Genomic DNA, 21,714 nt, shown 5'->3' on the forward strand with positions numbered 1-21,714 from the left:
CGCTTGAATCTCCCGCTTTGCGCACGGGCGACCTGGTCGCGCGCGCCGCGGGCCGCATTCGACCATCGCTCGCAAGAACATGAACAAGATCAGCAACACCTCCACCGCGTTCCGGCTGCTGCCGCTCGCCGCCGCCATGCTGGCCAACGCGCCGGCCCATGCCGATACGCCCAACGACACCACGCCGACCGTGGTCATCAGCGCCAGCCGCAGCGAGACCCAGCTGCAACAAATGCCACTGCACACCACCGTGGTGTCGCGTGAAGACATCGAGCTGTCGCCGGCCCAAACCGTCGACCAGTTGCTGCGTGATGTACCCGGCATGAATTTCACCGCCGCCCCGGCCGCCCTCTCGGACCCGACCGGCCAGCAGACCAGGATGCGCGGACTCGGCAACGCCAAGGTGCTGGTGTTGCTGGACGGCGTGCCGATCCACGATCCCTTCTTCCTGACCACGCAATGGTTCAAGGTGCCCCTGTCCAGCATCGAGCGCATCGAGATCGTGCGCGGCGGCAGTTCCAGCCTGTGGGGCAATATGGCGGTGGCCGGCGTGGTCAACATCGTGACCCGGCGCGCGCGCAGCAATGCCGGCGAGCTGAGTGCCAGCGGCGGCAGTGATGGCACGGCGCGCCTGACCGTGAGCAAGTCGTTCGCGGTCTCGGACATGTTGGGCCTGAGCCTGTTCGCGGATGCCTCGCATACCGACGGCTACCAAGCCACGCCGGACGCCTTCCTCTACCGCTTCCCGCAGAAGCGCCCCACCGCCGCCGACAACCGCAACCTGCAACTGAAGGCCGACCTGACCCTGTCGCCCACGCTGAAAGGCTATGTGCGCGCCGGCTACCACATCCAGGACCAGCAGATCGGCTACCGCTTCGGCCGCAACCTGCAGAAGAGCCCGGACTTCGCGGCCCAGCTCGAACAAACCCTGCCGAATCGCGACCGCGTGCAGGCCAGTGCCTGGGCCCAGTACGTCCGCTTCGACAAGCTCAACGGCAACAGCTGCTACTACCAGGGCGGCAGCAACTGCCTCACCAGCACCAGCGCCGCGCTGACGCCGGACAAGGTCAACGCCAACGTGGTCCAGTTCTTCAGCCAGCAAGGGGCGCTGCGCTATCGCGAGCGTGGCCTGTCGCTGCTGTATTCAGCCCACACCGGTTCGCCCGTGTACGCTTTGCAGGGCGGCATCGACATCCGCCGCCTGTCGGCCACTGACGGCGAGTGGTTCTACAGCACCCCGGTCTCGCCCGCTGCGCCGCAGGGCCGCTTCGACAGTTCCACCGCCGGCACCGGTGTCCAGACCTTCACCGGCCTGTTCGCGCAGGCCAAGTACTTGCCGATCGAGCCGCTCGACATCACTTTCAGCGCGCGCGTCGATCACTATGATATTAGTAATCGCAGCAACACCCGCACCCTGGCCAGCGGCGCGCAGACCGGTGGCGCGCTGCCGGATGCCTCGCGCACCGCCTTCGACCCGAGCATGTCGGCGCGCTATTCCGTGAACGACAGCTGGTCGCTGCGGGCCGCGGCTTACAAGGCCTTCCGCGCGCCCGGCTTCAACAACCTCACGCGCACCTTCGGCACCGGCACCAGCACCACCATCGCCAATCCGGACCTGAAGCCGGAAGACCTGCGCGGGTGGGAAGCCGGCACCGACTGGCGCCGCGGCGGGCTCACGGCCGGGCTCACCTGGTTCATGTACAACATCCGCAACATGATCGCCACCTACACCGCGTCCGGTCCCAACGCGCCGGCCCAGGTGCAGGCGATCTGCGGCGGCGCCGGCCTGCCGGGCTGCGGCGGCTCGGCCAAGTACTACACCAACGACCAGAATGGCCGCTCCTTCGGGGTCGAGGCGGTGGCCAGCTGGCGGGTCAGCGAGCAGTTGGCCTTCGACGCCTGGTATGCCCGCACCGACAGCGTCCTCACCCATCACGGCGCGGTGGTCACCGATCCGCTGCACGTGCAACTGGTGGGCGTGCCGCGCAACACGGCCCTGCTGTCGGCCACCTGGAAGCCGGACCGCAAGCTGCGCGCCTACCTGGAAGCGCGCTACACCGGCGCGATGCTGCTCGACACCACCAGCAACAACGCGACCACGCGTTTCGGCCAGGGCAGCGTGACCGTCGTCAACGCCAGCATCGACTACGCACTGAATGCCCGCAGCAATCTGTTCCTCAGCGCAAGCAACCTGGGCGGCCGCCAGTATGGCGAGTCGGCGTATGCCGTCGGCCAGCCTTACAATCAGGTGCTGTCGGCGCCGCGCACCATCAACGCCGGGGTCCGCACCCGTTTCTGAGCACATCGCCATGCACTTCCATCACACCCTTCTCGCGCTCGCGCTCGTCAGCGGCCCGGTCCTGGCGCAGGGCCATCATCACGCGGGCCGCGACGCCAGCCTCGGCACCTCGGCCGCGGTCGACCCGCAGGGCCGCCTGTGGATCGCCCGCACCGAGCCCGCCGCCCAGGGCGCCTATGTCGTGCTGCAATCGACCGCCGACCTGGGCAAGACCTGGTCGGTGCTCCAGCGCGTGCAGCAAGCCCCGGAAACCATCGAGGCGGCCGGCGAAAGCGCGCCCAAGATCGCCTTCGGCCCCACCGGGCAGGTCTACGTCAGCTATACCCATCCGCTCGGCAAGCCCTACACGGGCGAGATCCGCTTCGCGCGCTCGGTCGACGGCGGCAAGAGCTTCTCGGCGCCGGCCACCGTGCACGCCGACCGCGCGCCGATCACGCACCGCTTCGATTCGCTGATCGTGGACCGCGCGGGCCGCGTCTTCGTGGCCTGGATCGACAAGCGCGACGCCGAAGCGGCCCGCGCGCGCCAGCAGCCTTACGCCGGCGCCGCCGTCTACTACGCGGTGTCGGACGATGCCGGGGCCAGCTTCAAGGGCGACTACAAGCTGGCCGAGCACAGCTGCGAATGCTGCCGCATCGCGCTGGCGCTCGACAAATCCGGTGCGCCGGTCGCAATGTACCGCGCCGTGTTCGGCAAGAATGTGCGCGACCACGCCATCGCCGCCCTCAGCGCCGACGGCAAGCCGACCCAGCCCGTACGCGCCAGCTTCGACGACTGGCACATCGATGCCTGTCCGCACCACGGCCCCGGCCTGGCCTTCGCGCCCGACGGCAGCCGCCACCAGGTCTGGTTCGACGTCGCCAAGGACCAGGGCGGCGTGTTCTACGCCAGCGCAACGCCCGCAGGCAAGCTGGGCAAGCCAGTGCGGCTGGGCTCCGACCAGGCCGAGCATGCCGACGTCGCCGTCGATGGCGCCCACATTGCCGTCGTGTGGAAGCAATTCGACGGCGAGGCAACCGCGATCCTGCTGCGCAACTCGCTCGACGGCGGCAAGACCTGGCAGGAAAAGACCCTGGCGCACACCGCCGGCAATTCCGACCACCCTCACCTGCTGCGCACGCCTTCCGGCATCGTGCTGGTATGGCGCACGCAGGACGAAGGCGTGCGCGTCCTTCCCGCGACTTGAGGAACCATGATGAGCAAGCACTTCTTCCGCGCCCTGGCCGGGCTGGCCTGCGCCGCGCTGGCTACGGCCGCCGCCGCCGGCCCGATGCAGCCTTTCGAACCGGCCACCATGCAGCACATCGTCGATGCCCAGCAGGGAAAATCGTTCGTGTTAGTACTATGGTCGCTCGATTGCGAGTATTGCCTGACCAGCCTGGACGTCCTGTCGAAGCAAATGCGCCGCCGCAAAGACCTGAACGTGGTCACCATTTCCACCGACCGGGTCAACGATCCGGAAACCGCACCGGTCATGAACCAGCGCCTCGCCCGGCTTGGCCTGGACAAGAACAACTGGGCATTTGGCGACGTGGCGCCGGAACGCCTGCGCTTCACCATCGACCGCCGCTGGCATGGCGAAATGCCGCGCAGCTACTGGTTCAATGCGAAAGGCGAACGGGTCGCGTATTCGGGGGTGATCACCCCTGCCGTCATCGATAAATTCCTGGCTCGACAATAAGTGCGCCGGGTTCCGGCAGTTCTGCTAGGATTTGCCGGAACATTTCCGTCGCTCAGCGACTTTTCCACCAGGAGGCTGCCATGAAACGTGTAATCGCACTGCTTGCAGGATGTGTCCTTTCGTTTAGCGCGCTCGCGCAGGCCCCGGCCCCGGCCGCGTCCGACAGCGGCGCCAGCTGCGAGGCGAAAGCCATGGACAAGAACGGCAAGGCCCTGGCCGGCGCCGCCAAGAAGTCGTTCATGAAGAAATGCGAGCACGAGATGGCGGCCGCCAGCTGCGAAGGCAAAGCCATGGACAAGAACGGCAAGCCGCTGGCCGGCGCCGCCAAGAAATCGTTCATGAAGAAATGCGAGATGAGCGCCAAATAAGGCGTTCGGTGGCCGGAACCGCCTTCCGGCCACCTTCAATGGATTCAATCAGGAGGCATCCGTCACCAGGGCCCGGTTTTGCTGCCCGACCGGATGCATGCTGTGCGCCACCCGGTGCCGCATCAGCACGGCATAGGCCGCATCGGAGATTTCCTGCCAGCGGGTGCGCCGCGCAATGGCGCGCTTGCGGTGCTTGCTCGCCACTTCGGCCAGCGGCTTGAGCTGGAACGGCACCGGAATCACATGGCAATCCCTGGCCGGACGCACACCGCCGAACGCATCCCAGAATTTGTCGTAGGCATGGGAATAGCTGCTTTCGCCGCCCTTGAAGGCCAGCGCTTGCTCGCCTTTCACGCAAATGATATGGTCGGCCCGCGCGAACTGGGCCAGGCCCTGCATCGCCGCCGCGCAGAAATAGGCGGGCGAATTGTGCGGGAAGATTTCCTCGAACTGGGTGAACAGGCGTTCGGTATGGGCATCGCGCCAGCGCCCCTGGTTGCGGGCGATGAAGGGCGCGATCTCGCAGCCGATGCCGGCGATCTCGCCGCCGACCCAGTTGAAGCCGATCCGGTGCAGCAATTCGTCGCCGACATACAGCGCCAGGTGCAGGTCGCCCTCGCCCAGGTGGCGCTGCTGGGAACGCAGGATGATCGAGTACAGCTGCCCGTCCTGCCGGTGCTCCCACAAGGCCAGGCCCGGACCGCCGTAGATGGCGCTCTTGTAGTTGTCGTCGAAGGTATCGTTCTCGAAACGATAATGGCTGAGCACGCATGCGACGCGCTGGCGCGGCTTGAAATGGCGCGAGAGGTAATCGCGGTGGCTCAAATGGTGGAACACATCGCCGCCGCTGTCGGGAGCGATGTAGCGCTGGTACACGGGCAGGTCGCACAGCTGGCGGTGCTTGGCTGGCCAGCGCAACACGCGCAGGGAACGGGCGACGCTGGCGGCCCATGAAAACACAGTGTACGACTTGCGGGCGGCGACGCTATGCCTGGCCAGGTAGAACATCAACATCGGCAATCCTCATCTGGGGAAAACGATACACTTCTTCCGTCAGATCAGACTACCGTATTTACGTTAGCGCAAATTGTTTGCTAGCGCACCTTAGGCGCTAAAAAACGTAAAGAGCGTGCCGCCCAGCAACGCAATCGCTTACTTTCCGAGCCCGGCAGCGAGCGCGCGCGTGATGTCGGCGGCCGGCACGGCGGCGCAGCCGCTGGCGTTCTGGCCGCTCCACAAGGGCGAGAAGTCGCCCAGTCCCTGCGCCTCCGCCTTCGCGCGCAGCGGCCCGATCGCGGAGGTGGCCAACGGGAAAGCGGGCGCCAGCGGATTGACCGGCCCCAGTTCGCGGATCACCCGGTTGACGATGCCGCGCGCCGGCCGCCCCGAGAACAGATTGGTCACCGCGGTGTGGCGCGCCCGGGGTGACATCAGGGCCGCGCGATACGGCGTGCTGATAGTCGATTCCGGGCAGCACAAGTAAGCCGTGCCCACCTGCACCCCGGCCGCCCCCAGCGCCATCGCCGCGGCCACGCCCTGGGCATCGGCGATGCCGCCGGCCGCGATCACCGGCACCTTCACCGCGGCGGCCACCTGGCGCAGCAGCGCGAAAGTGCCCATCTGGGTGCTCAGGTCCTCGGTCAGGAACATGCCGCGGTGGCCGCCCGCTTCCAGCCCCTGGGCGATGATCGCGTCCACGCCGCGCTCCTCCAGCCACAGCGCCTCGTCAACCGTGGTGGCCGAGGCGATGATGCGCGCGCCCATGCGGCGCACGCGCTCCATCAGCGCCTCCTCCGGCAGGCCAAAGTGGAAGCTGACCACGGGCGGGCGGAATTCGTCGAGGATGTCGGCCGCCTCGCTGGAAAACGGCAGCCGCCCCGGACCGGCAGGAATGGTCGCCGGGTCGATGCCGAATTCGGCGTAGTACGGTGCCAGCACCTCGCGCCAGCGCGCCTCCACGCCCGGCTGCGGCGCCGGCGGCGTATGGCAGAAGAAGTTGACGTTGAAGGGCTTGTCGGTAGCGGCGCGGATCGCGGCCAGTTCCTTGCGCATCGCATCCGGCGCCAGCATCGCGCACGGCAGCGAGCCGAGCCCGCCGGCATTCGATACTGCGATGGCCAGCGCACTGCCCTGCGCGCCCGCCATCGGCGCCTGGATGATCGGCAATGCGGTTCCCAACAAGGTTTGCAAGCTCATGGCGTTCCTCCGGTTTCGACCACGCCAGTGTAGCGTGCCCGGGCCATTCTTGCGGGGCGGTGCCTCAGTCGCGCGGCAGGACGATGCCGGCGGTGCCGGGGCAGACCTGGCGCGGGAATTCGCGCGAGACGTCGATGCAGCCGCCTTCGGCATACACGCCGCGGCCATCGCGCGGGCGCGCCATGCGCTCCAGCACGCGCGCCAGCTCGATCGGGGCCGACATGGTGGCTTTCACGCGCGCCTCGACCACGTCCTCGTCCATGCGCAACTCGCCCTCGGCATCGACATAGGTGCCATGGCGCCAGTGCCAGACCTCGACGCATTTACGGACAAAACTATATGGATCGTTTCGCTTCCAGAAGTTGGCGAACAGCCCGTTGCCGAGGTAGATCACCCACGAACCTTCGTAACCCGAGGCGTCGGCCGAGGCTTCGTCCGGATTGCGGAACCAGACCCGGTCGCCCGGCACGTACCAGCGCGCGGGCAGCGGTTCTTCCATCGAGCCGAACTCGGTCAGGAACACGTCGTGGTAGCGGCCGGACATGATGGCCTTGCGCTCCCACTGGCGCTGCAGGTCGGCCAGCAGCGCCGGGTTGACGCGCTCCAGTTCCTGCGCAATCCCGAGCAGGATCACGTACTCGGTGGCGCGGTAGCACGAGAACGCATACAGCTTGCCGCCGTTGGCGTCGGGCTGGGTGGCCAGGCGCAGCGCCTCGATCAGGGACTGGCCGGGCAGGACGGTGAAGCCGCGGTCCTCGTCGTAGGTCCAGTGCGTCTCAGGCCGCTCGGCGTGGCTGGTGCCGAAGGCGAGCTGGGTGCGGCGCGCGGCGTGCACGATGTTGCGGCGGATCGCCACGCTTGAGAGGAATTCGGCGAAGCCGGGAAAGCGCAGCGGGCGCGGCGCCGCCAGCATGGCCAGCACGATCTCGCGTTCGAGGTCGATGACGCTGGCTTCGGTGTCCAGGCCCAGGTAGCGGCACAGGCCCGTGGTGTCGCTGTCGGCCACGAAGCTGGCGCTCCATTCCGGCGCCAGCGCGACGCCGGCGGCTTCATGCGGCGCACTCGCCGCCACCAGCCGGCGCAGGCCAAGCGCATCCAGGTAGTCCAGCATCTGACGCCGTACGAGACGGTCGTCGCCGGTGAATTCGATGCCGCTGGCGCGGGCCAGTACCGCGGATTCTGCAAGGTTCATGTCGGTCGCTGCTGTCTGCCTGCGGCAGCGGGACCAGCCCCTGCCGCGCCTTTATCGATGGGCAGAATACACGCGGGACAATGAAATCCGCATTAAACAGCGGCGTCAGTACTGGCGGGCGGAAAGCGCACGGTGGCGACCAGGCCGGAGCCCTGTTCGCGCCCGCCCAGGGTGACGCTGGCGCCGTGCGCATCGGCGATGCTGCGCACGATCGACAGCCCCAATCCACTGCCCCAGCTGTCGTTGCCCTCGCCGCGGTAGAAGCGGTCGAACACCCGTTCGCGCTCCTGCGGCGGGATGCCGGGACCGGTGTCGGACACCTGCAGGAAGGGCCGGCCGTCGGCCTCGCCGACGCCGACCGCGACGTCGACCCGGCCGCCGGGCGGCGTGTAGCGCAGCGCGTTTTCGATCAGGTTGCCGAGCAGGATGCGCAGGTCGTCCGGATAGCCGTCGGCCACCGCCTCGCCGCCGCCCGGCGCCACGCCGAGGTCGATGCCGCGGCCTTCGGCATGGACGAAGCGGTCGGCCACGCACTGCTGCGCCAGGTCGAGCAGGCCGACGCGGGCGACGGGGCGGCCGGCCGCCGCGCTTTCCTGGCGCGCGGACGTGAGCAGCTGCTGCACCACGTGGGTGGCGCGGTCGAGCCGTTCGTGCAGCTTGGCGAAGGACAGCGCGCGCTGCTCGTCGCCGGCCGCGCGCTCCGCCAGCGCCAGCTGCAGCTTGAGCGCCGTCAGCGGCGAGCGCAGCTCGTGCGCGGCATCGGCGACGAAGGCGCGCTGGCTCGACAGGGCCTGGTCCAGCTTGCGCAGCAGCTCGTTGAGCGCGCTCACCACCGGCAGCAGCTCGGGCGGCTGGCCGTCCGGCGTCAGCGGCTGCAGCGCCACCGGCGAACGCGCGCCGACCGCCTCGGCCAGGTTGCGCAGCGGGCGCAGGCTGTTCCCGACCACGAACCAGATCAACAGGCCCAGCACCGGCGTCACCAGCACGAAGGGCAGCAGCGAGCGCAGCGCCAGGCCGGCGGCCACTTCCTCGCGCGCCAGGATGGCCTGGGCCACCTGCACCCGCTCGCCCTCGCGCATCGCGACGAACACGCGCCAGCGGCCATCGTCGGCATCGACGAAGCCGTAGCCCAGCTCGGGCGCGGCCGGCAGGTGCTGCGACGGGGCCGAGGCATACGACAGCTTGCCCTGGCGGTTCCACACCTGCACCACGACGTCGGTCTCGACGCCCTGGGCGCGCGAGGGCGCGCCATGGGTCGGCACCGTGGCCGCCAGCTGGCGCAGCTGTTCGTCGAACAGGCGGCTGGCTTCTTCCAGCACCTTGAAATAGGTGCCCACGCCCGCCACCAGGGTACAGAACAGGGCGCCGCCAAGCAGGCCGACCAGCAGCTGGCGCCGGATCGTCCTCATGCGTCCACGAGGTAGCCGACGCCGCGCACGTTGCGGATGAAGTCCGCGCCGAGCTTCTTGCGCAGGCGGTGCACGTAGACGTCGACGGTATTGCTCTCGACTTCCTCGTTCCAGCCGTACAGCTTCTGCTCCAGCTTGGACTTGGACATCACCTGCCCGGGCGGATCGAGCAACGCCGCCAGCAGCGCGAATTCGCGCACCGACAGCGGCAGCGGGTCGTTGCCGAGGAAGGCTTCATGGGTGGCCATTTTCAGGCGCACGCCGCGGTGCACGATGTCGGGCTGGGCGCGCCCGCTCTGGCGCCGCAGCAGCGCGCGCACGCGGGCGAACAGCTCGTCCAGCTCGAAGGGCTTGACCAGGTAGTCGTCGGCGCCGCTGTCCAGGCCCTCGACCCGTTCGGCTGTGCTGTCGCGCGCGGTGATGATCAGGACCCGCGCGCCGCCACCCTCGTTGCGGTAGCGCTGCAGCACCTCCAGCCCCCCGCGCTTGGGCAGGCCGAGGTCGAGCAGCACCAGGTCGTACACGTCGTCCTCCAGCGCCAGCAGCGCGCTGTGGCCGTCGCGCACCCAGTCCACCGCGTAGCGTTCGCTGCGCAGGCTCTCGGCGATGCTGTCGCCGATCATGGGGTCGTCTTCGATCAGCAGCAGGCGCATGGGTGCTCCTCGTGGGCTGATGGTGGCTGGTGGTGTGGTGCGGGCATAGTGTGGGCAAAAGCGTGGCGAAAGCGCCGTCAGCTTAACGCAAGCCGGGCGCATTTTGTTGACGCCTTCATATTCGCATGCCAAATTCGCTCATTCGCGTGAATAATGGCTGTTTCGACAATCACACCAGCGAGGACGCATGATCACCCAGCTCAAGTTCGCCGGCATCCCGGTATCGGACCAGGACCGCGCGCTCGCGTTTTACACCGAAAAGCTCGGCTTCGAAGTGGCCACCGACCAGCCGATGGGGCCGGGCAAGCGCTGGATCGAGCTGCGCATCGCCAGTTCGGGCACGCGCGTGGTGCTGTTCACGCCGGACGGCCAGGAAGACCGCATCGGCAGCTTCTTCAACGGCGCCTTCGCCAGCGACGACGTCGAGGCCACCTGGCGCGAGCTGTCCGCGCGCGGCGTCGAATTCATCAAACCGCCCAAGACCGAGCCCTGGGGCACCAGCGCGATCTTCCGCGACCCGGACGGCAACAGCTTCGTGCTGTCCTCCTCGACCTGACCGGCGGCTTCAGGACGGCTGCCCGGCCAGCCCGGCCCGCAGCTGGCGCGACTGGATCACGTTCTCGATGGTAGCCATCGTCACCGGCTTGGTCAGGTGGACGTCGATGCCGGCTTCCTCGCTTTGCCGGCGGTCGGCGGTGCTGCCCCAGCCGCTCAGCGCGGCCAGGAAGATGTCGCGTTCGGGGAAGCGCTGGCGCACCCGGCGCGCCACCTCGTAGCCGCTGATGTCGGGCAGGCCGATGTCGAGGAAGGCCAGGTCGGCGCTGAATTTATCGAGCACCTCGAGCGCGCCGGCGCCGGTGAAGGCCAGGCGCACGATATGGCCGTGGGCCTCCAGCATGGCGCCGAGGGTGCTGGCGGCATCCGCGTTATCGTCCAGCACCAGGATGCGCAGCGAGGCCTGGGCCGCCGCGCGCTCGGCCGGTCCCTCGCCCGCGGCCGGCGCCGGCGCGGGCGCCACCGGCAGGCGTACCGAGAAGGTGCTGCCCTTGCCGGGACCGGCGCTGGCGACGCCGATCTGGCCGCCATGCAGTTCGACGATGCGCCGCGCCAGCGCCAGCCCCACTCCGAGCCCGCCGCGGCGCTGGGCGCGCGCGTCCTCGGCCTGGGCGAACATGGTGAACACCTGCGGCATGTTCTCGGGCGCGATGCCGACCCCGTTGTCGGTAACCCGGATCACGACCTCGCCCTGCTCGCGCAGCACCGTGAGGTCGATCGCGCCGCCGCTCGGGGTGTACTTGGCGGCGTTGTGCAGGAGGTTGCTGACCACCTCGGTCAGGCGCACGCGGTCGACGTGCAGGAACAGCGGCTCGGGCGGCAGCTCGGCGTGGAAGCGGTGTCCGCCGCGCTCGATGTGGCCGCGGGACAGCTCGATGGCGGCGTCGACGATCTCGCGCACGCTGGCGGTTTCCGGGGAGAGTTCGAGCTTGCCGGAGCTGATCCGGGCGACGTCCAGGAGGTCGTCGATCAGGCGCACCACATGCGCCATCTGGCGTTGCATGATCTGGTGGGTGCGCGCCAGCCGCGCGCTGCCGACCGCCTCGATCTTGAGCAGCTCGAGGCCGGCCTGGATCGCCGCCAGCGGGTTGCGCAGCTCGTGCGCCAGCACCGCCAGGAACTCGTCCTTGTGGCGCGCCTGGCGCTTCAGCTCCTCGCTGGCGTTCTTCTGGGCGGTGATGTCGACGAAGGCGGCCACCGAGCCGATCACCTGGCCGGTGTGGTCGCGCAGCGGCACCGCGTTGACCAGCACGTGCAACACGTCGCCGTCCGGGAAATGCATCTCGAGCTCGCACCCGCGGATCTCGCGCCCGGTGGCGGCGGCCAGCTGCAACGGCAGCTCTTCCGGCCTGAGCGCCACCCCGTCTGCATACGCCGCATAGCTGTGCGGCCCCGGGTCGCTCAGCGACGGGCTCTGCTCCGCGCCGAGGCGCAGCAGGCGCACGGCTTCCGCGTTCGAGGTCACGTTCAGGCAGGCGCGGTCGTGCGCGATGAAGATCGCGGCGGGGGTCGCGTCCATCACGCTTTGCAGCTCGGTGGCGCGCATGCGCTCGCGCTGCTCGCTGTCGTGCAGCGCGGCCAGCAGGCGCCGGGTCTCGGTCACGTCCTCCACCGCCACCGACACGCCGACGATCAGGCCGTGCCGGTCGCGCACCGGATACACGCTTTCGCGGTAGGCCCGCACCGCGGTGGGATGGGCCTTGGTGGCCCCTTCGAATTCGACGCCGATCAGCGGCACGCCGCTGCGCATCACGTCCTGGAAAATCGGTTCGGCCATGTCTGCCACGTCCGGCACCACCTCGCGGATGCTCTTGCCCAGATGCTCCTCGGCGGCCAGGCCATTCTGCTCGGCCAGCATGCGGTTGGTGCGCACGTAGCGCAGGTCGCGGTCGAGCACGGTCATGCCGAGCGGGGCCTGGTCGTAGGCGATCTCCATTTCCTGCAGCTGGGCGCGGGTGGCGGCGGTCTCGGCGCGCGCCTCGCGCATGCGCCGCGTCTGCAGGAATGCGTGCATGGCGGCGGCGATCGCAAGCAGTGCAAGAATTGCCTCTACCACAACACTCGACACGATACGTCTCCTTTGGACGCGGATGCAGGCCAGCCTTCGTTCAGGGAATTGTAACCCCGATTAACTCCAGATTAGCGCTCTTCGATCACTCGGCACAAGACGCTGTTGCGCGCTGTCGCAATAAAAAAGCCGCCAGCTTAGGCGGCTTTAGGAGCGCAACGTTGCAACTCAGGAACTCTGTTTGAGCTGCTCCAGGATCGCCGGGTTTTCCAGCGTCGACACGTCCTGGGTGATGGTCTCGCCCTTGGCCAGCACGCGCAGCAGGCGGCGCATGATCTTGCCGGAGCGGGTCTTGGGCAGGTTGTCGCCGAAGCGGATTTCCTTGGGCTTGGCGATCGGGCCGATCTCCTTGGCCACCCAGTTGCGCAGCTCGACCGCGATCTTCTTGGCGTCCTCGCCGGTAGGACGGGCCTGCTTGAGCACGACGAAGGCGCAGATCGCCTCGCCCGTGGTCTCGTCCGGCTTGCCGACCACGGCGGCCTCGGCCACCAGCGGATTGGCCACCAGCGCCGATTCGATCTCCATGGTGCCCATGCGGTGCCCCGACACGTTCAGCACGTCGTCGATGCGGCCGGTGATGGTGAAGTAGCCGGTGTCCTTGTTGCGGATCGCGCCGTCGCCGGCCAGGTAGTACTTGCCGCCCAGTTCATCTGGGAAGTAGCCGCTCTTGAAGCGCGCCGGATTGCCCCAGATGGTGCGCAGCATCGACGGCCACGGACGCTTGACCACCAGGATGCCGCCCTGTCCGTTGGGCACGTCGTGGCCGGCCTCGTCGACGATGGCGGCCATGATGCCCGGCAGCGGCAGCGTGCACGAGCCCGGCACCATCGGCGTCGCGCCCGGCAGCGGGGTGATCATGTGGCCGCCGGTCTCGGTCTGCCAGAAGGTGTCCACGATCGGGCAGTTCTCGCGGCCCACATTGCGGTAGTACCACATCCAGGCTTCCGGGTTGATCGGCTCGCCCACCGAGCCCAGCAGGCGCAGCGTGGACAGGTCGAAGCTCTTCGGATGCACGGCCTCGTCGGCGTTGGACATCTTGATCAGCGAGCGGATCGCGGTCGGCGCGGTGTAGAAGATGGTGACCTTGTGCTTGGCGATGGTCTCCCAGAAGCGCCCGGCATGCGGGAAGGTCGGGATGCCTTCGAACACGACCTGGGTCGCGCCCACGGCCAGCGGGCCGTAGGTGATGTAGGTGTGGCCCGTGACCCAGCCGATGTCGGCGGTGCACCAGAACACGTCGTTCGGCTTGATGTCGAAGGTCCACTTCATGGTCTGCGCGGCCCACAGCAGGTAGCCGCCGGTGGCGTGCTGCACGCCCTTCGGGGTGCCGGTCGACCCCGAGGTGTAGAGGATGAACAGCGGGTGCTCGGCGCCGACCCATTCCGGCTCGCAGTCCGTGGCCTGGCCTTCGACGAGATCGTGCAGCCACAGGTCGCGCCCCTGCTGGAAGTTGATGCTGCCGCCGGTGCGCTGGTAGACGACGACGTCGCGCACGGTCTCGCAGCCGCCCATCGCCAGCGCCTCGTCGACGATGGATTTCAGCGGCAGCGGCTTGCCGCCGCGCAGTTGCTCGTCCGCCGTGATGACGGCCACGGCGCCGGCGTCGATGATGCGCTCCTGCAGCGACTTGGCCGAGAATCCGCCGAACACCACCGAGTGGGTGGCGCCGATGCGGGCGCAGGCCTGCATGGCGGCGATGCCTTCGATCGACATCGGCATGTAGATGACGACGCGGTCGCCCTTCTTGATGCCGCGCGACTTCAGGCCGTTGGCGAACTTGCACACGCGCTCGTGCAGCTGGCGGTAGGTGGCGGTGGTGACCTTGCCGTCGTCCGCCTCGAAGATGATGGCGGTCTTGTCGGCATTGCCGTTGGCGAGGTTGCGGTCGAGGCAGTTGTAGGAAGCGTTCAGCTCGCCATCCTCGAACCAGGTGAAGAACGGTGCGTTGGATTCGTCCAGCACCTTGGTGAAGGGCTTGTGCCAGGACAGGCTTTCGCGCGCCAGGCGCGCCCAGAAGCCTTCGTAGTCGGCTTCGGCCTCGGCGCACAGCTTGTCGTAGGCGGCCATGCCGGACACGGCCGCATTGGCGGCGAAGGCGGACGAAGGGTTGAAGATGCGGTGCTCCTGCAAGCCCTGTTCCTGGACGGTCTCGTTTTCGGCCATGCTAGTCTCCATAGGATTAGTAGTAGTTTGCCGGATACCTTAAGCGGCCACGCTTACTGAGCCCTTACAGCTCATGCAACATCCGGTGGTGCTGTGATTTTACCAACCCTTTGGGCTTGCCGGTGCTCGTGCTTGCCCGTCCGGGCAGGTGTAAAATGCCGTGTTGACCCATCCTCACGCATTATCATTCCACAGCGAGAATCACCCATGACAGTCATCAAGCAGGAAGACCTGATCGAATCGGTCGCCGCCGCGCTTCAATACATCAGCTACTACCACCCGGCCGACTACATCCAGCACCTGGCGCGCGCCTACGAGCTGGAACAGAGCCCGGCGGCCAAGGACGCGATCGCGCAGATCCTGACCAACTCGCGCATGTGCGCCGAAGGCAAGCGCCCGATCTGCCAGGATACCGGCATCGTCAACGTGTTCCTGAAGATCGGCATGAACGTGCGCTTCGAAGGCTTCACCGGCTCGGTGACCGATGCGATCAACGAAGGCGTGCGCCGCGCCTACAACTTCCCGGATAACAAACTGCGCGCCTCGATCGTGGCCGACCCGCAGTTCGACCGCAAGAACACCAAGGACAACACCCCGGCCGTGGTGCACATGGAGCTGGTCGAGGGCGACACCGTCGACGTCAAGGTCGCGGCCAAGGGCGGCGGCTCGGAGAACAAGACCAAGTTCGTGATGCTCAACCCGTCCGACTCGCTGGTCGACTGGGTGCTCAAGACCGTGCCGCTGATGGGCGCCGGCTGGTGCCCGCCAGGCATGCTGGGCATCGGCATCGGCGGTTCGGCCGAGAAGGCGATGCTGATGGCGAAAGAGTCGCTGATGGAAGACATCGATATGTACGAGCTCAAGCAGCGCGGCCCGCAGAACAAGCTGGAAGAGCTGCGCATCGAGCTGTGCGACAAGATCAACGCGCTGGGCATCGGCGCGCAGGGCCTGGGCGGCCTGACGACCGTGCTGGACGTGAAGATCAATATGTACCCGACCCACGCGGCCTCGAAGCCGGTCGCGATGATCCCGAACTGCGCCGCGACCCGCCACGCCCACTTCGTGCTGGACGGCTCGGGCCCGGCCTACATCGAACCGCCGGCGCTGTCGACCTGGCCGGAAGTGCACTGGACCCCGGACACCGAGAAATCCAAGCGCGTCAACCTGGACACGCTGACCAAGGAAGAAGTCGCATCGTGGAAGCCGGGCCAGACCCTGCTCCTGAACGGCAAGATGCTGACCGGCCGCGACGCCGCGCACAAGCGCATCCAGGACATGCTGGCCAAGGGCGAGCCGCTGCCGGTGGACTTCACCAACCGCGTGATCTACTATGTCGGCCCGGTCGATCCGGTGCGTGACGAAGTGGTGGGCCCGGCCGGCCCGACGACCGCGACCCGCATGGACAAGTTCACCGACATGATGCTGGAGAAGACCGGCCTGATCTCGATGATCGGCAAGGCCGAGCGCGGCCCGGTGGCGATCGAGTCGATCCAGAAGCACAAGTCGGCCTACCTGATGGCGGTGGGCGGCTCGGCCTACCTGGTGTCGAAGGCGATCAAGTCGGCCAAGGTGGTCGGCTTCGCGGACCTGGGCATGGAAGCGATCTACGAGTTCGATGTCAAGGACATGCCGGTGACGGTGGCGGTGGATGCGACCGGCACCTCGGTGCACCAGACCGGGCCGAAGGAGTGGGCAGCGAAGATCGAGTCGCTGAAGAATATTCCGGTGACTGTCGCTTAATCCCCTAGCTTAAAAACCGTCGTTCCCGGCACTGCCGGAAACGACTCCCCGCGCAGGCGGGGACCCATAGAACGTTCGCTCAGTGGCACTTTATGCGCTGCTGGCTCGCGAACTCAGCATGGGTCCCCGCCTCCGCGGGGACGACGTTTTTATGGCGCGTATCAATTCGAGCGCAGTGCGCCCGCGCCCTATTTCGGCCCAAACCCCAGCAGCTTTCCTTCCTTGTCCACATCCACCTGCCACGTTACGTCCTTGTTCCCGTGGCGCGCCCGGTAGGTCCTGCGCACGCCCTCATCGGCCGGCTTCTCCGCCACCAGCACCAACTCCTCCACCTGCGGCAGCGACCGCAAATACGGCAGCAGGAAAGTCCGGTAATCCGGCACGAAGCCCTTGCGCGCCTGCTCGCTGAACAAGTCCTCGTCGACGCGTCCGGCGACGCCATCGGCAATCGTCTTGCGCATCGCCGCCGTCACCTGTGGCATCCCGTCCGCGATCCCTTTCGGCATCGGCGCCGCCACCGGCGGCAGGTAAATCTCGGACACGCCCTGCGCCAGGTAAGGATACAAGCTCTTGCCATTGGTGAGCACGACGAAGGTCATGCGCTCCTCCGGATAGCGCAGGATGTCCGCCAGCGCCGGCCCGCCCGAATGCCCCACCGTCCTGCGGCCGTCGATCTCTTTCACCACCCAGCCGACGCCAAAGCCATTCATCTCGCCATTGCCTAATCGCGCAGGCCGCCACATCTCCGCCACCGATTCCTTGCGCAGGAAGGCGCCGCCATCGAGCGCCGCGGCCACCTTCGCCAGATCGGAGGCCGACGCCAGCAAGCCGCCCGCGTCGTAGCTCAAAGGGCCGTAGTGGAAATTGAAGTTCCGGAAGCGCGAGTCCGACCACTCGTACACGCCGGCTCGCTGCGGCACGACTTCGGTCGCCCGCATGTCGCCCGTGCCCGTGCTGTACTCGAAATCCGCGTGCAGGCCAAGCGGCCCGGTCACGTACTGCCTGAGCGCCTGAGTGTACGGCATCCCGCTCGCCACTTCGATCACCTTGGACAGCACGGTGTAGCCGGCAATCCCGTACTCCGCGCTCGCGCCCGGCGCGTGCGCCAGCGGCAGTGCCTTCGCCGCTGCGACGAACTCGTCCAGCGTCTTGCCCGCGCCCCGAACATTGTCCGGAATGCCTGACGAGTGATCGGCCAGGTGGCGCAGCGTGACCGGTCGCCAGCTCTCCGGCGCATCAGGCAGGTATTTGGCGACGCTGTCGGACAAGTTCAGCCTGCCCTCCTCCTGCAGCCGCATCAGCAGTATCCCGGTGAAGGGCTTGGTCGAGGACGCCAACTGAAAAGCCGTATCAGCCGTGACCGCTTGTCGCCATTCGAGATTTGCCATCCCGTAACCCTTCATCTTGGCGATCTTGCCGTCGCGGACGATGGCAAGCGCGACACCGGGAACGTGGTTGATGGCCATCTGGCGCGCGATGTAATCGTCGACGCGGTCGGCCTGCGCGCTGCCGGTAACGGCGCCAAACAGCATCACGGCCACGGCCGCCAGGCGCTTAACTTGTTGATGCATATGCACTTCCCATCAGTGTATGGACAGGCAACGATAGCACCGGCCGTCACAAAGTAGAAGAATTTTTCTATATGCATGCCGGGATCAGCTCCTTGCCGAGGTGATCGATGAGCGCTACCATGCCTGCATGAATCTCGCCCCTTCGTCCATCGACGCTCCGGTGGGCATCTTCGACTCGGGCGTGGGCGGCCTTTCGGTGCTGCGCCACATCCGCTCCCAACTGCCGCACGAGCACTTGCTGTATTTCGCCGACTCCGGTTTCGCGCCCTATGGCGACAAGTCCGAGGAAGTGCTGGGCGAACGCGCGCTGGCCGTGACCGCCTTCCTGCTTGAGCGCGGCGTCAAGGCCATGGTCGTGGCCTGCAACACGGCGACCGTGGCCGCCATCGCCTTGCTGCGCAAGCGCTATCCGGATTTGCCGATCGTCGGTGTGGAACCGGGCCTGAAACCGGCCGCGGCCGCTAGTCACAACCGCAAGATCGGCGTGCTGGCGACCGACGCCACACTCAGCGGAGAGAAATTCCTGCAGCTGCGCGACCAGATCAGCCAGGCCAGCGGTGCGCAGTTCCTGCTGCAGCCTTGCGTCGGCCTGGCCGACCAGATCGAGCTGGGCGAACTGGATTCCGAGACGACGGCGGCGATGCTGGAGCGCTACATCGCGCCCTTGCTGGCCGAAGGCGCCGATACGCTGGTGCTTGGCTGCACCCACTACCCGCTGGTCCAGGCATCGATCGAACAGGTGATCGCGAAGGCCACGGACCGTCACGTGACGCTGGTCGACACCGGCGACGCGGTCGCGCGCCAGCTGGCCCGCCTGCTGGCGGCGGCGGGGACTTTGCGGACTGCGGGCAATGGGAGCGTCACCGGCTTCACCACCGCCAGCGAGGCGGCATTGAGCGCGGCCTTCAATGGACTGATCGGGATCGAGCCGCCGGTGCACGAGGTACGGTTGGGTCAGCTGCGCATTTAAATTTGCCTGACTCGCCAGTTCTTTGTATAATTTCGAGCTGTCCCGCACCCAGTGCAGGCAAAATGCAACATCAGTGGTGGCTGTAGCTCAGTTGGTAGAGTCCAGGATTGTGATTCCTGTCGTCGTGGGTTCGAGTCCCATCAGCCACCCCAAGAATTCAAAAGCCCAGCCTCGCGCTGGGCTTTTTCATTTCGCCCTTATGCGGCAAGTGTTCGCACTACGGGCATCACCTCGATGCTTTTGTCTTGCTCTGCATGCCAGAGGTCATAGTGATTTTGAACCCTCAACCAAATATCGGGCTCTCCACCTAACCATTTCGCAAGGCGTACAGCAAGTTCTGCGGTGATTGGAGCACGTCCATCAAGTACACGAGATAGTGCTTGCCGCGAGACACCCAGCTGACGGGCGGCTTCGGTGATCGTCAAGCCCAAGTCGGGAAGTACGTCTTCTTTCAGCGTTTCTCCCGGATGGGGCGGATTGTGCATACGAGCCATTAGAGCACCTAGTGATAATCTTGATAGTCAACCATCCAGGCATCTTGGCCATCGAAGCGAAAGGTAAGCCGCCAGTTGCCGCTGATCTTCACTGCCCAGTGACCTCGCAGTTTTCCAGAAAGCGAATGGAGCCGCCAGCCCGGTACATCCATATCATCTGCTGACCTCGCTTCGTTTAAACGCTCCAACTGCCGCCCGAGCTTAGCCACGTGTCCGGGATCAATCCCAGCTTTCGTTCCGGTCGAATAAAAGCGCTCCAACCCTTTGTGCGCGAAGCTTTTGATCATGATTCTATCCCTGGGCGAGATATCATGTCAGCGCTACGCAGCAGCACAGGCTATGGTCGCTTGACATACGTTAGACGGACGGAGCATCAAAAAGTTCGGACAGATCGCCGCCGGCATTGCACGAGATTGCAACATCAGCTACATTGCCAAAACTTTACGTTTCTCCAATGGGACCGACATGCACGTTGAAGTACCGAAGGCGAAGAAGTGGAAGGAATTTGGTAGCGAATACCTGATGATCGTCGTCAGCATCGTGACCGCGCTGGGGCTCGAACATGCCGTCACCAGCTACCACCACCGCCATCTTGCGCACGACGCGACCGAGCGCATCGAGGTGGAACTGCGTGCCAACGCCAAGGACATCGACGAGGTCCTGGATCACAACCGGGACATGCAAAAGCGCGTCGAGCGCCTGCGCGTCGCCTTCCTTGACGACCTGAGAAGCGGCACGCCCGAGCAGGTCGCCATCAATCGCATGCTGGCGCAGGACAAGAACGCGCTGGAGCTGGCCGTCCAGTCCCCTACGTTGCAGCACGAAGCATGGGATGTCGCCGTGGCGAACCAGGCCGCCAGCTATATCGAACCGGCCCGGCTGGAGCGCTATGCCGCGGTCTATGCCCACATGCGCGACGTCAGCGCCATCGAAAACGGCGCGGGCAACAAGTTCTTTAACGGCCCCCAGATGATCAACGTCTTCGCCGACGTACAGCTCGGCAAAGCGCAGGCGCGCGACCTGCTGGGCTTGCTCGGCCAGATGGTGTCGGCCTATGGTTCGGCCGACGGCAACCTGATGAACCTGCAAAAAGACCTAGCGAAAGGCTTCGGCCCCGCGAAACACGAAATAGCTCAGCGATAAGCGCTGCGAAGCTCCGGCGACGGTCCGCCGCTCCCCGGCCTTCCCGGCGGTCGCAAGGCCGGCTGGGCGGTGACCACGCCCGGGTCGATGTGGGCGACATCATCCAGCCCGGTCAGCGCCATGCAGTCGCTCAGCTCCTGTTCCAGCAAGTGCAACGCACACAGCACGCCGTCCATCCCTTCCGCCGCCAGTCCGTACAGCCAGGCGCGGCCGGACAGGCAGGCGCGCGCGCCATAGCCCATCGCTTTCACGATGTCGCCGCCGGTGCGGATGCCGCCGTCGAAGAACACCTCGATGCGGTCGCCCACCGCTTCGACGATCTCGGGCAGCACCGAGATCGATGAGGGCGCACCATCCAGCTGGCGGCCGCCGTGGTTGGAGACGATGATCGCGTCGGCGCCGATGTCCACCGCCAGCCGCGCGTCGTCCACGTGCATGATGCCCTTGAGGATCAGCTTGCGGTCCCAGATCTTGCGCACCCACTTCACCGTATCGAGGTCGAAGGACGGATCGAACTGCGACTCGATCCATTGCGTCAGCGCGGACAGGTTCTTGGCCTGCTTCAGCTCGCCCTGCAGGTTGCCGAAGGTGCGCCGCTTGCTGCGCGCCATGCCGACCAGCCAGCGCGGGTGCGACAGGATGTCCCAGGTGTTGTGCAGCGTCAGCCGCGGCGGCACCGACAGGCCGTTCCTGGCGTCGGCCCACCGCTTGCCCTGCACGTGCAGGTCCAGGGTCAGGATCAGGGCGCTGCAGCCGGCCTCGTGCGCGCGCCGGATCAGGCTTTCGTTGACCTTGTGCTCTTTCATCAAGTACAGCTGGAACCAGAACGGGCGGCTGGTGGCGTCGGCCACGTCCTCGATCGAGCAGATCGACATGGTGGACAGGCAGAACGGCACGCCGAAGTGTTCCGCCGCCTTGGCCGCCTCCACTTCGCCGTTGGCCCAGGTCAGGCCGGCCAGGCCGGTGGGGCCGATCGCGAGCGGGATGGTGGCCGGTTCGCCGACCATCTTCACGCTCATCTGGCGATGCGAGACGTCGCGCATGTCGTGCTGGCGCAGGGCCAGCGCGCACAGGTCGTCCTGGTTGCGCTGCAGGGTGAGCTCCATGCCCGCGCCGCCGTGCACGTAGTCGAAGATCACGGCCGGCAGGCGTTTGCGGGCGCGCGCCTCAAGGTCGAATACGCTGGAGATCGGGGTGCTCATGGTTCCTCCT

Annotated in this window: 19 protein-coding genes and 1 tRNA gene; 9 read left to right on the forward strand and 11 right to left on the reverse strand. The window is 66.6% G+C overall.

Annotated elements, in window-relative coordinates:
* Window positions 1-79 precede the first annotated feature (79 nt).
* The 4 genes from NX778_RS14795 (at window position 80) to NX778_RS14810 (ending at window position 4,348) form a co-directional block, all read left to right on the forward strand.
* On the forward strand, window positions 80-2,299 hold the full coding sequence (locus tag NX778_RS14795) for a TonB-dependent receptor plug domain-containing protein (protein ID WP_258812517.1): 2,220 nt from the start codon (window positions 80-82) through the stop codon (window positions 2,297-2,299).
* 10 nt (window positions 2,300-2,309) lie between these two features.
* Window positions 2,310-3,485, forward strand: a complete 1,176-nt coding sequence (locus NX778_RS14800) for a sialidase family protein (RefSeq protein WP_258812518.1) — start codon at window positions 2,310-2,312, stop codon at window positions 3,483-3,485.
* A gap of 9 nt (window positions 3,486-3,494) precedes the next feature.
* Window positions 3,495-3,980, forward strand: coding sequence for a TlpA family protein disulfide reductase (locus NX778_RS14805; protein ID WP_258812519.1), 486 nt, complete (start codon window positions 3,495-3,497; stop codon window positions 3,978-3,980).
* Window positions 3,981-4,060: 80 nt separating this feature from the next.
* Window positions 4,061-4,348, forward strand: coding sequence for a hypothetical protein (locus NX778_RS14810; protein WP_258812520.1), 288 nt, complete (start codon window positions 4,061-4,063; stop codon window positions 4,346-4,348).
* Between the two features lie 48 nt (window positions 4,349-4,396).
* Here the strand turns inward: NX778_RS14810 and NX778_RS14815 are convergent, their stop codons facing one another.
* The 5 genes from NX778_RS14815 to NX778_RS14835 all read right to left on the reverse strand — a co-directional run bounded on the left by NX778_RS14815 (window position 4,397) and on the right by NX778_RS14835 (window position 9,798).
* Window positions 4,397-5,362 carry a DUF535 family protein gene (locus NX778_RS14815; protein ID WP_258812521.1) on the reverse strand — a complete coding sequence of 322 codons (966 nt, stop codon included), beginning with the start codon at window positions 5,360-5,362 and terminating at the stop codon, window positions 4,397-4,399.
* Window positions 5,363-5,500: 138 nt separating this feature from the next.
* Window positions 5,501-6,544: an NAD(P)H-dependent flavin oxidoreductase gene (locus NX778_RS14820; protein ID WP_258812522.1), complete on the reverse strand. Its 1,044-nt coding sequence runs from the start codon at window positions 6,542-6,544 to the stop codon at window positions 5,501-5,503.
* A 64-nt stretch (window positions 6,545-6,608) separates the two neighbouring features.
* Complete coding sequence (locus tag NX778_RS14825) at window positions 6,609-7,736, reverse strand: TGL-type protein-glutamine gamma-glutamyltransferase (protein WP_258812523.1); 1,128 nt, start codon at window positions 7,734-7,736, stop codon at window positions 6,609-6,611.
* 92 nt (window positions 7,737-7,828) lie between these two features.
* Entirely contained in the window at window positions 7,829-9,145 is a 1,317-nt protein-coding gene (locus NX778_RS14830) for an ATP-binding protein (RefSeq protein WP_258812524.1), read from the reverse strand.
* Window positions 9,142-9,798 (reverse strand): response regulator, encoded by a 657-nt coding sequence (locus tag NX778_RS14835; protein WP_258812525.1) that lies wholly within the window; start codon window positions 9,796-9,798, stop codon window positions 9,142-9,144. The genes NX778_RS14830 and NX778_RS14835 overlap by 4 nt, the downstream gene beginning before the upstream one ends.
* A 187-nt stretch (window positions 9,799-9,985) precedes the next feature.
* Between NX778_RS14835 and NX778_RS14840 the strand changes: the two genes are divergently transcribed.
* Window positions 9,986-10,354, forward strand: a complete 369-nt coding sequence (locus NX778_RS14840) for a VOC family protein (protein WP_258812526.1) — start codon at window positions 9,986-9,988, stop codon at window positions 10,352-10,354.
* A gap of 9 nt (window positions 10,355-10,363) precedes the next feature.
* Here the strand turns inward: NX778_RS14840 and NX778_RS14845 are convergent, their stop codons facing one another.
* Together NX778_RS14845 and acs are read right to left on the reverse strand one after the other, a co-directional pair.
* A complete protein-coding gene (locus NX778_RS14845) occupies window positions 10,364-12,421 on the reverse strand; it encodes a PAS domain-containing hybrid sensor histidine kinase/response regulator (RefSeq protein ID WP_258812527.1) in 2,058 nt (685 codons plus the stop codon).
* 168 nt (window positions 12,422-12,589) lie between these two features.
* Window positions 12,590-14,584, reverse strand: a complete 1,995-nt coding sequence (acs, locus tag NX778_RS14850; protein WP_258812528.1) for an acetate--CoA ligase — start codon at window positions 14,582-14,584, stop codon at window positions 12,590-12,592.
* Between the two features lie 207 nt (window positions 14,585-14,791).
* Here acs and NX778_RS14855 point away from each other — a divergent pair, with 207 nt between their 5' ends.
* Window positions 14,792-16,324, forward strand: a complete 1,533-nt coding sequence (locus tag NX778_RS14855; protein ID WP_258812529.1) for a fumarate hydratase — start codon at window positions 14,792-14,794, stop codon at window positions 16,322-16,324.
* Between the two features lie 188 nt (window positions 16,325-16,512).
* Here the strand turns inward: NX778_RS14855 and NX778_RS14860 are convergent, their stop codons facing one another.
* Window positions 16,513-17,895, reverse strand: coding sequence for a serine hydrolase domain-containing protein (locus tag NX778_RS14860; RefSeq protein ID WP_258812530.1), 1,383 nt, complete (start codon window positions 17,893-17,895; stop codon window positions 16,513-16,515).
* A gap of 127 nt (window positions 17,896-18,022) precedes the next feature.
* Between NX778_RS14860 and murI the strand changes: the two genes are divergently transcribed.
* Together murI and NX778_RS14870 are read left to right on the forward strand one after the other, a co-directional pair.
* A complete protein-coding gene (gene murI / locus NX778_RS14865) occupies window positions 18,023-18,865 on the forward strand; it encodes a glutamate racemase (protein WP_258812531.1) in 843 nt (280 codons plus the stop codon).
* Between the two features lie 76 nt (window positions 18,866-18,941).
* Window positions 18,942-19,017, forward strand: a tRNA-His gene (locus NX778_RS14870).
* 45 nt (window positions 19,018-19,062) lie between these two features.
* Here the strand turns inward: NX778_RS14870 and NX778_RS14875 are convergent.
* Together NX778_RS14875 and NX778_RS14880 are read right to left on the reverse strand one after the other, a co-directional pair.
* Entirely contained in the window at window positions 19,063-19,359 is a 297-nt protein-coding gene (locus NX778_RS14875; RefSeq protein ID WP_258812532.1) for a HigA family addiction module antitoxin, read from the reverse strand.
* 8 nt (window positions 19,360-19,367) lie between these two features.
* Window positions 19,368-19,646: a type II toxin-antitoxin system RelE/ParE family toxin gene (locus NX778_RS14880; protein WP_258812533.1), complete on the reverse strand. Its 279-nt coding sequence runs from the start codon at window positions 19,644-19,646 to the stop codon at window positions 19,368-19,370.
* 178 nt (window positions 19,647-19,824) lie between these two features.
* Between NX778_RS14880 and NX778_RS14885 the strand changes: the two genes are divergently transcribed.
* On the forward strand, window positions 19,825-20,502 hold the full coding sequence (locus NX778_RS14885; RefSeq protein ID WP_258812534.1) for a hypothetical protein: 678 nt from the start codon (window positions 19,825-19,827) through the stop codon (window positions 20,500-20,502).
* On the opposite strand, the gene NX778_RS14890 is transcribed toward NX778_RS14885, so the two are convergent.
* The gene (locus NX778_RS14890; protein WP_258812535.1) at window positions 20,493-21,704 is read right to left on the reverse strand and encodes an alpha-hydroxy acid oxidase; all 1,212 of its coding nucleotides are present in this window, start codon (window positions 21,702-21,704) and stop codon (window positions 20,493-20,495) included. The two genes, NX778_RS14885 and NX778_RS14890, sit on opposite strands and share 10 nt — an antisense overlap.
* Window positions 21,705-21,714: the final 10 nt, after the last annotated feature.

This window comes from Massilia terrae (assembly GCF_024753145.1).
Taxonomy (GTDB): domain Bacteria; phylum Pseudomonadota; class Gammaproteobacteria; order Burkholderiales; family Burkholderiaceae_D; genus Telluria; species Telluria terrae.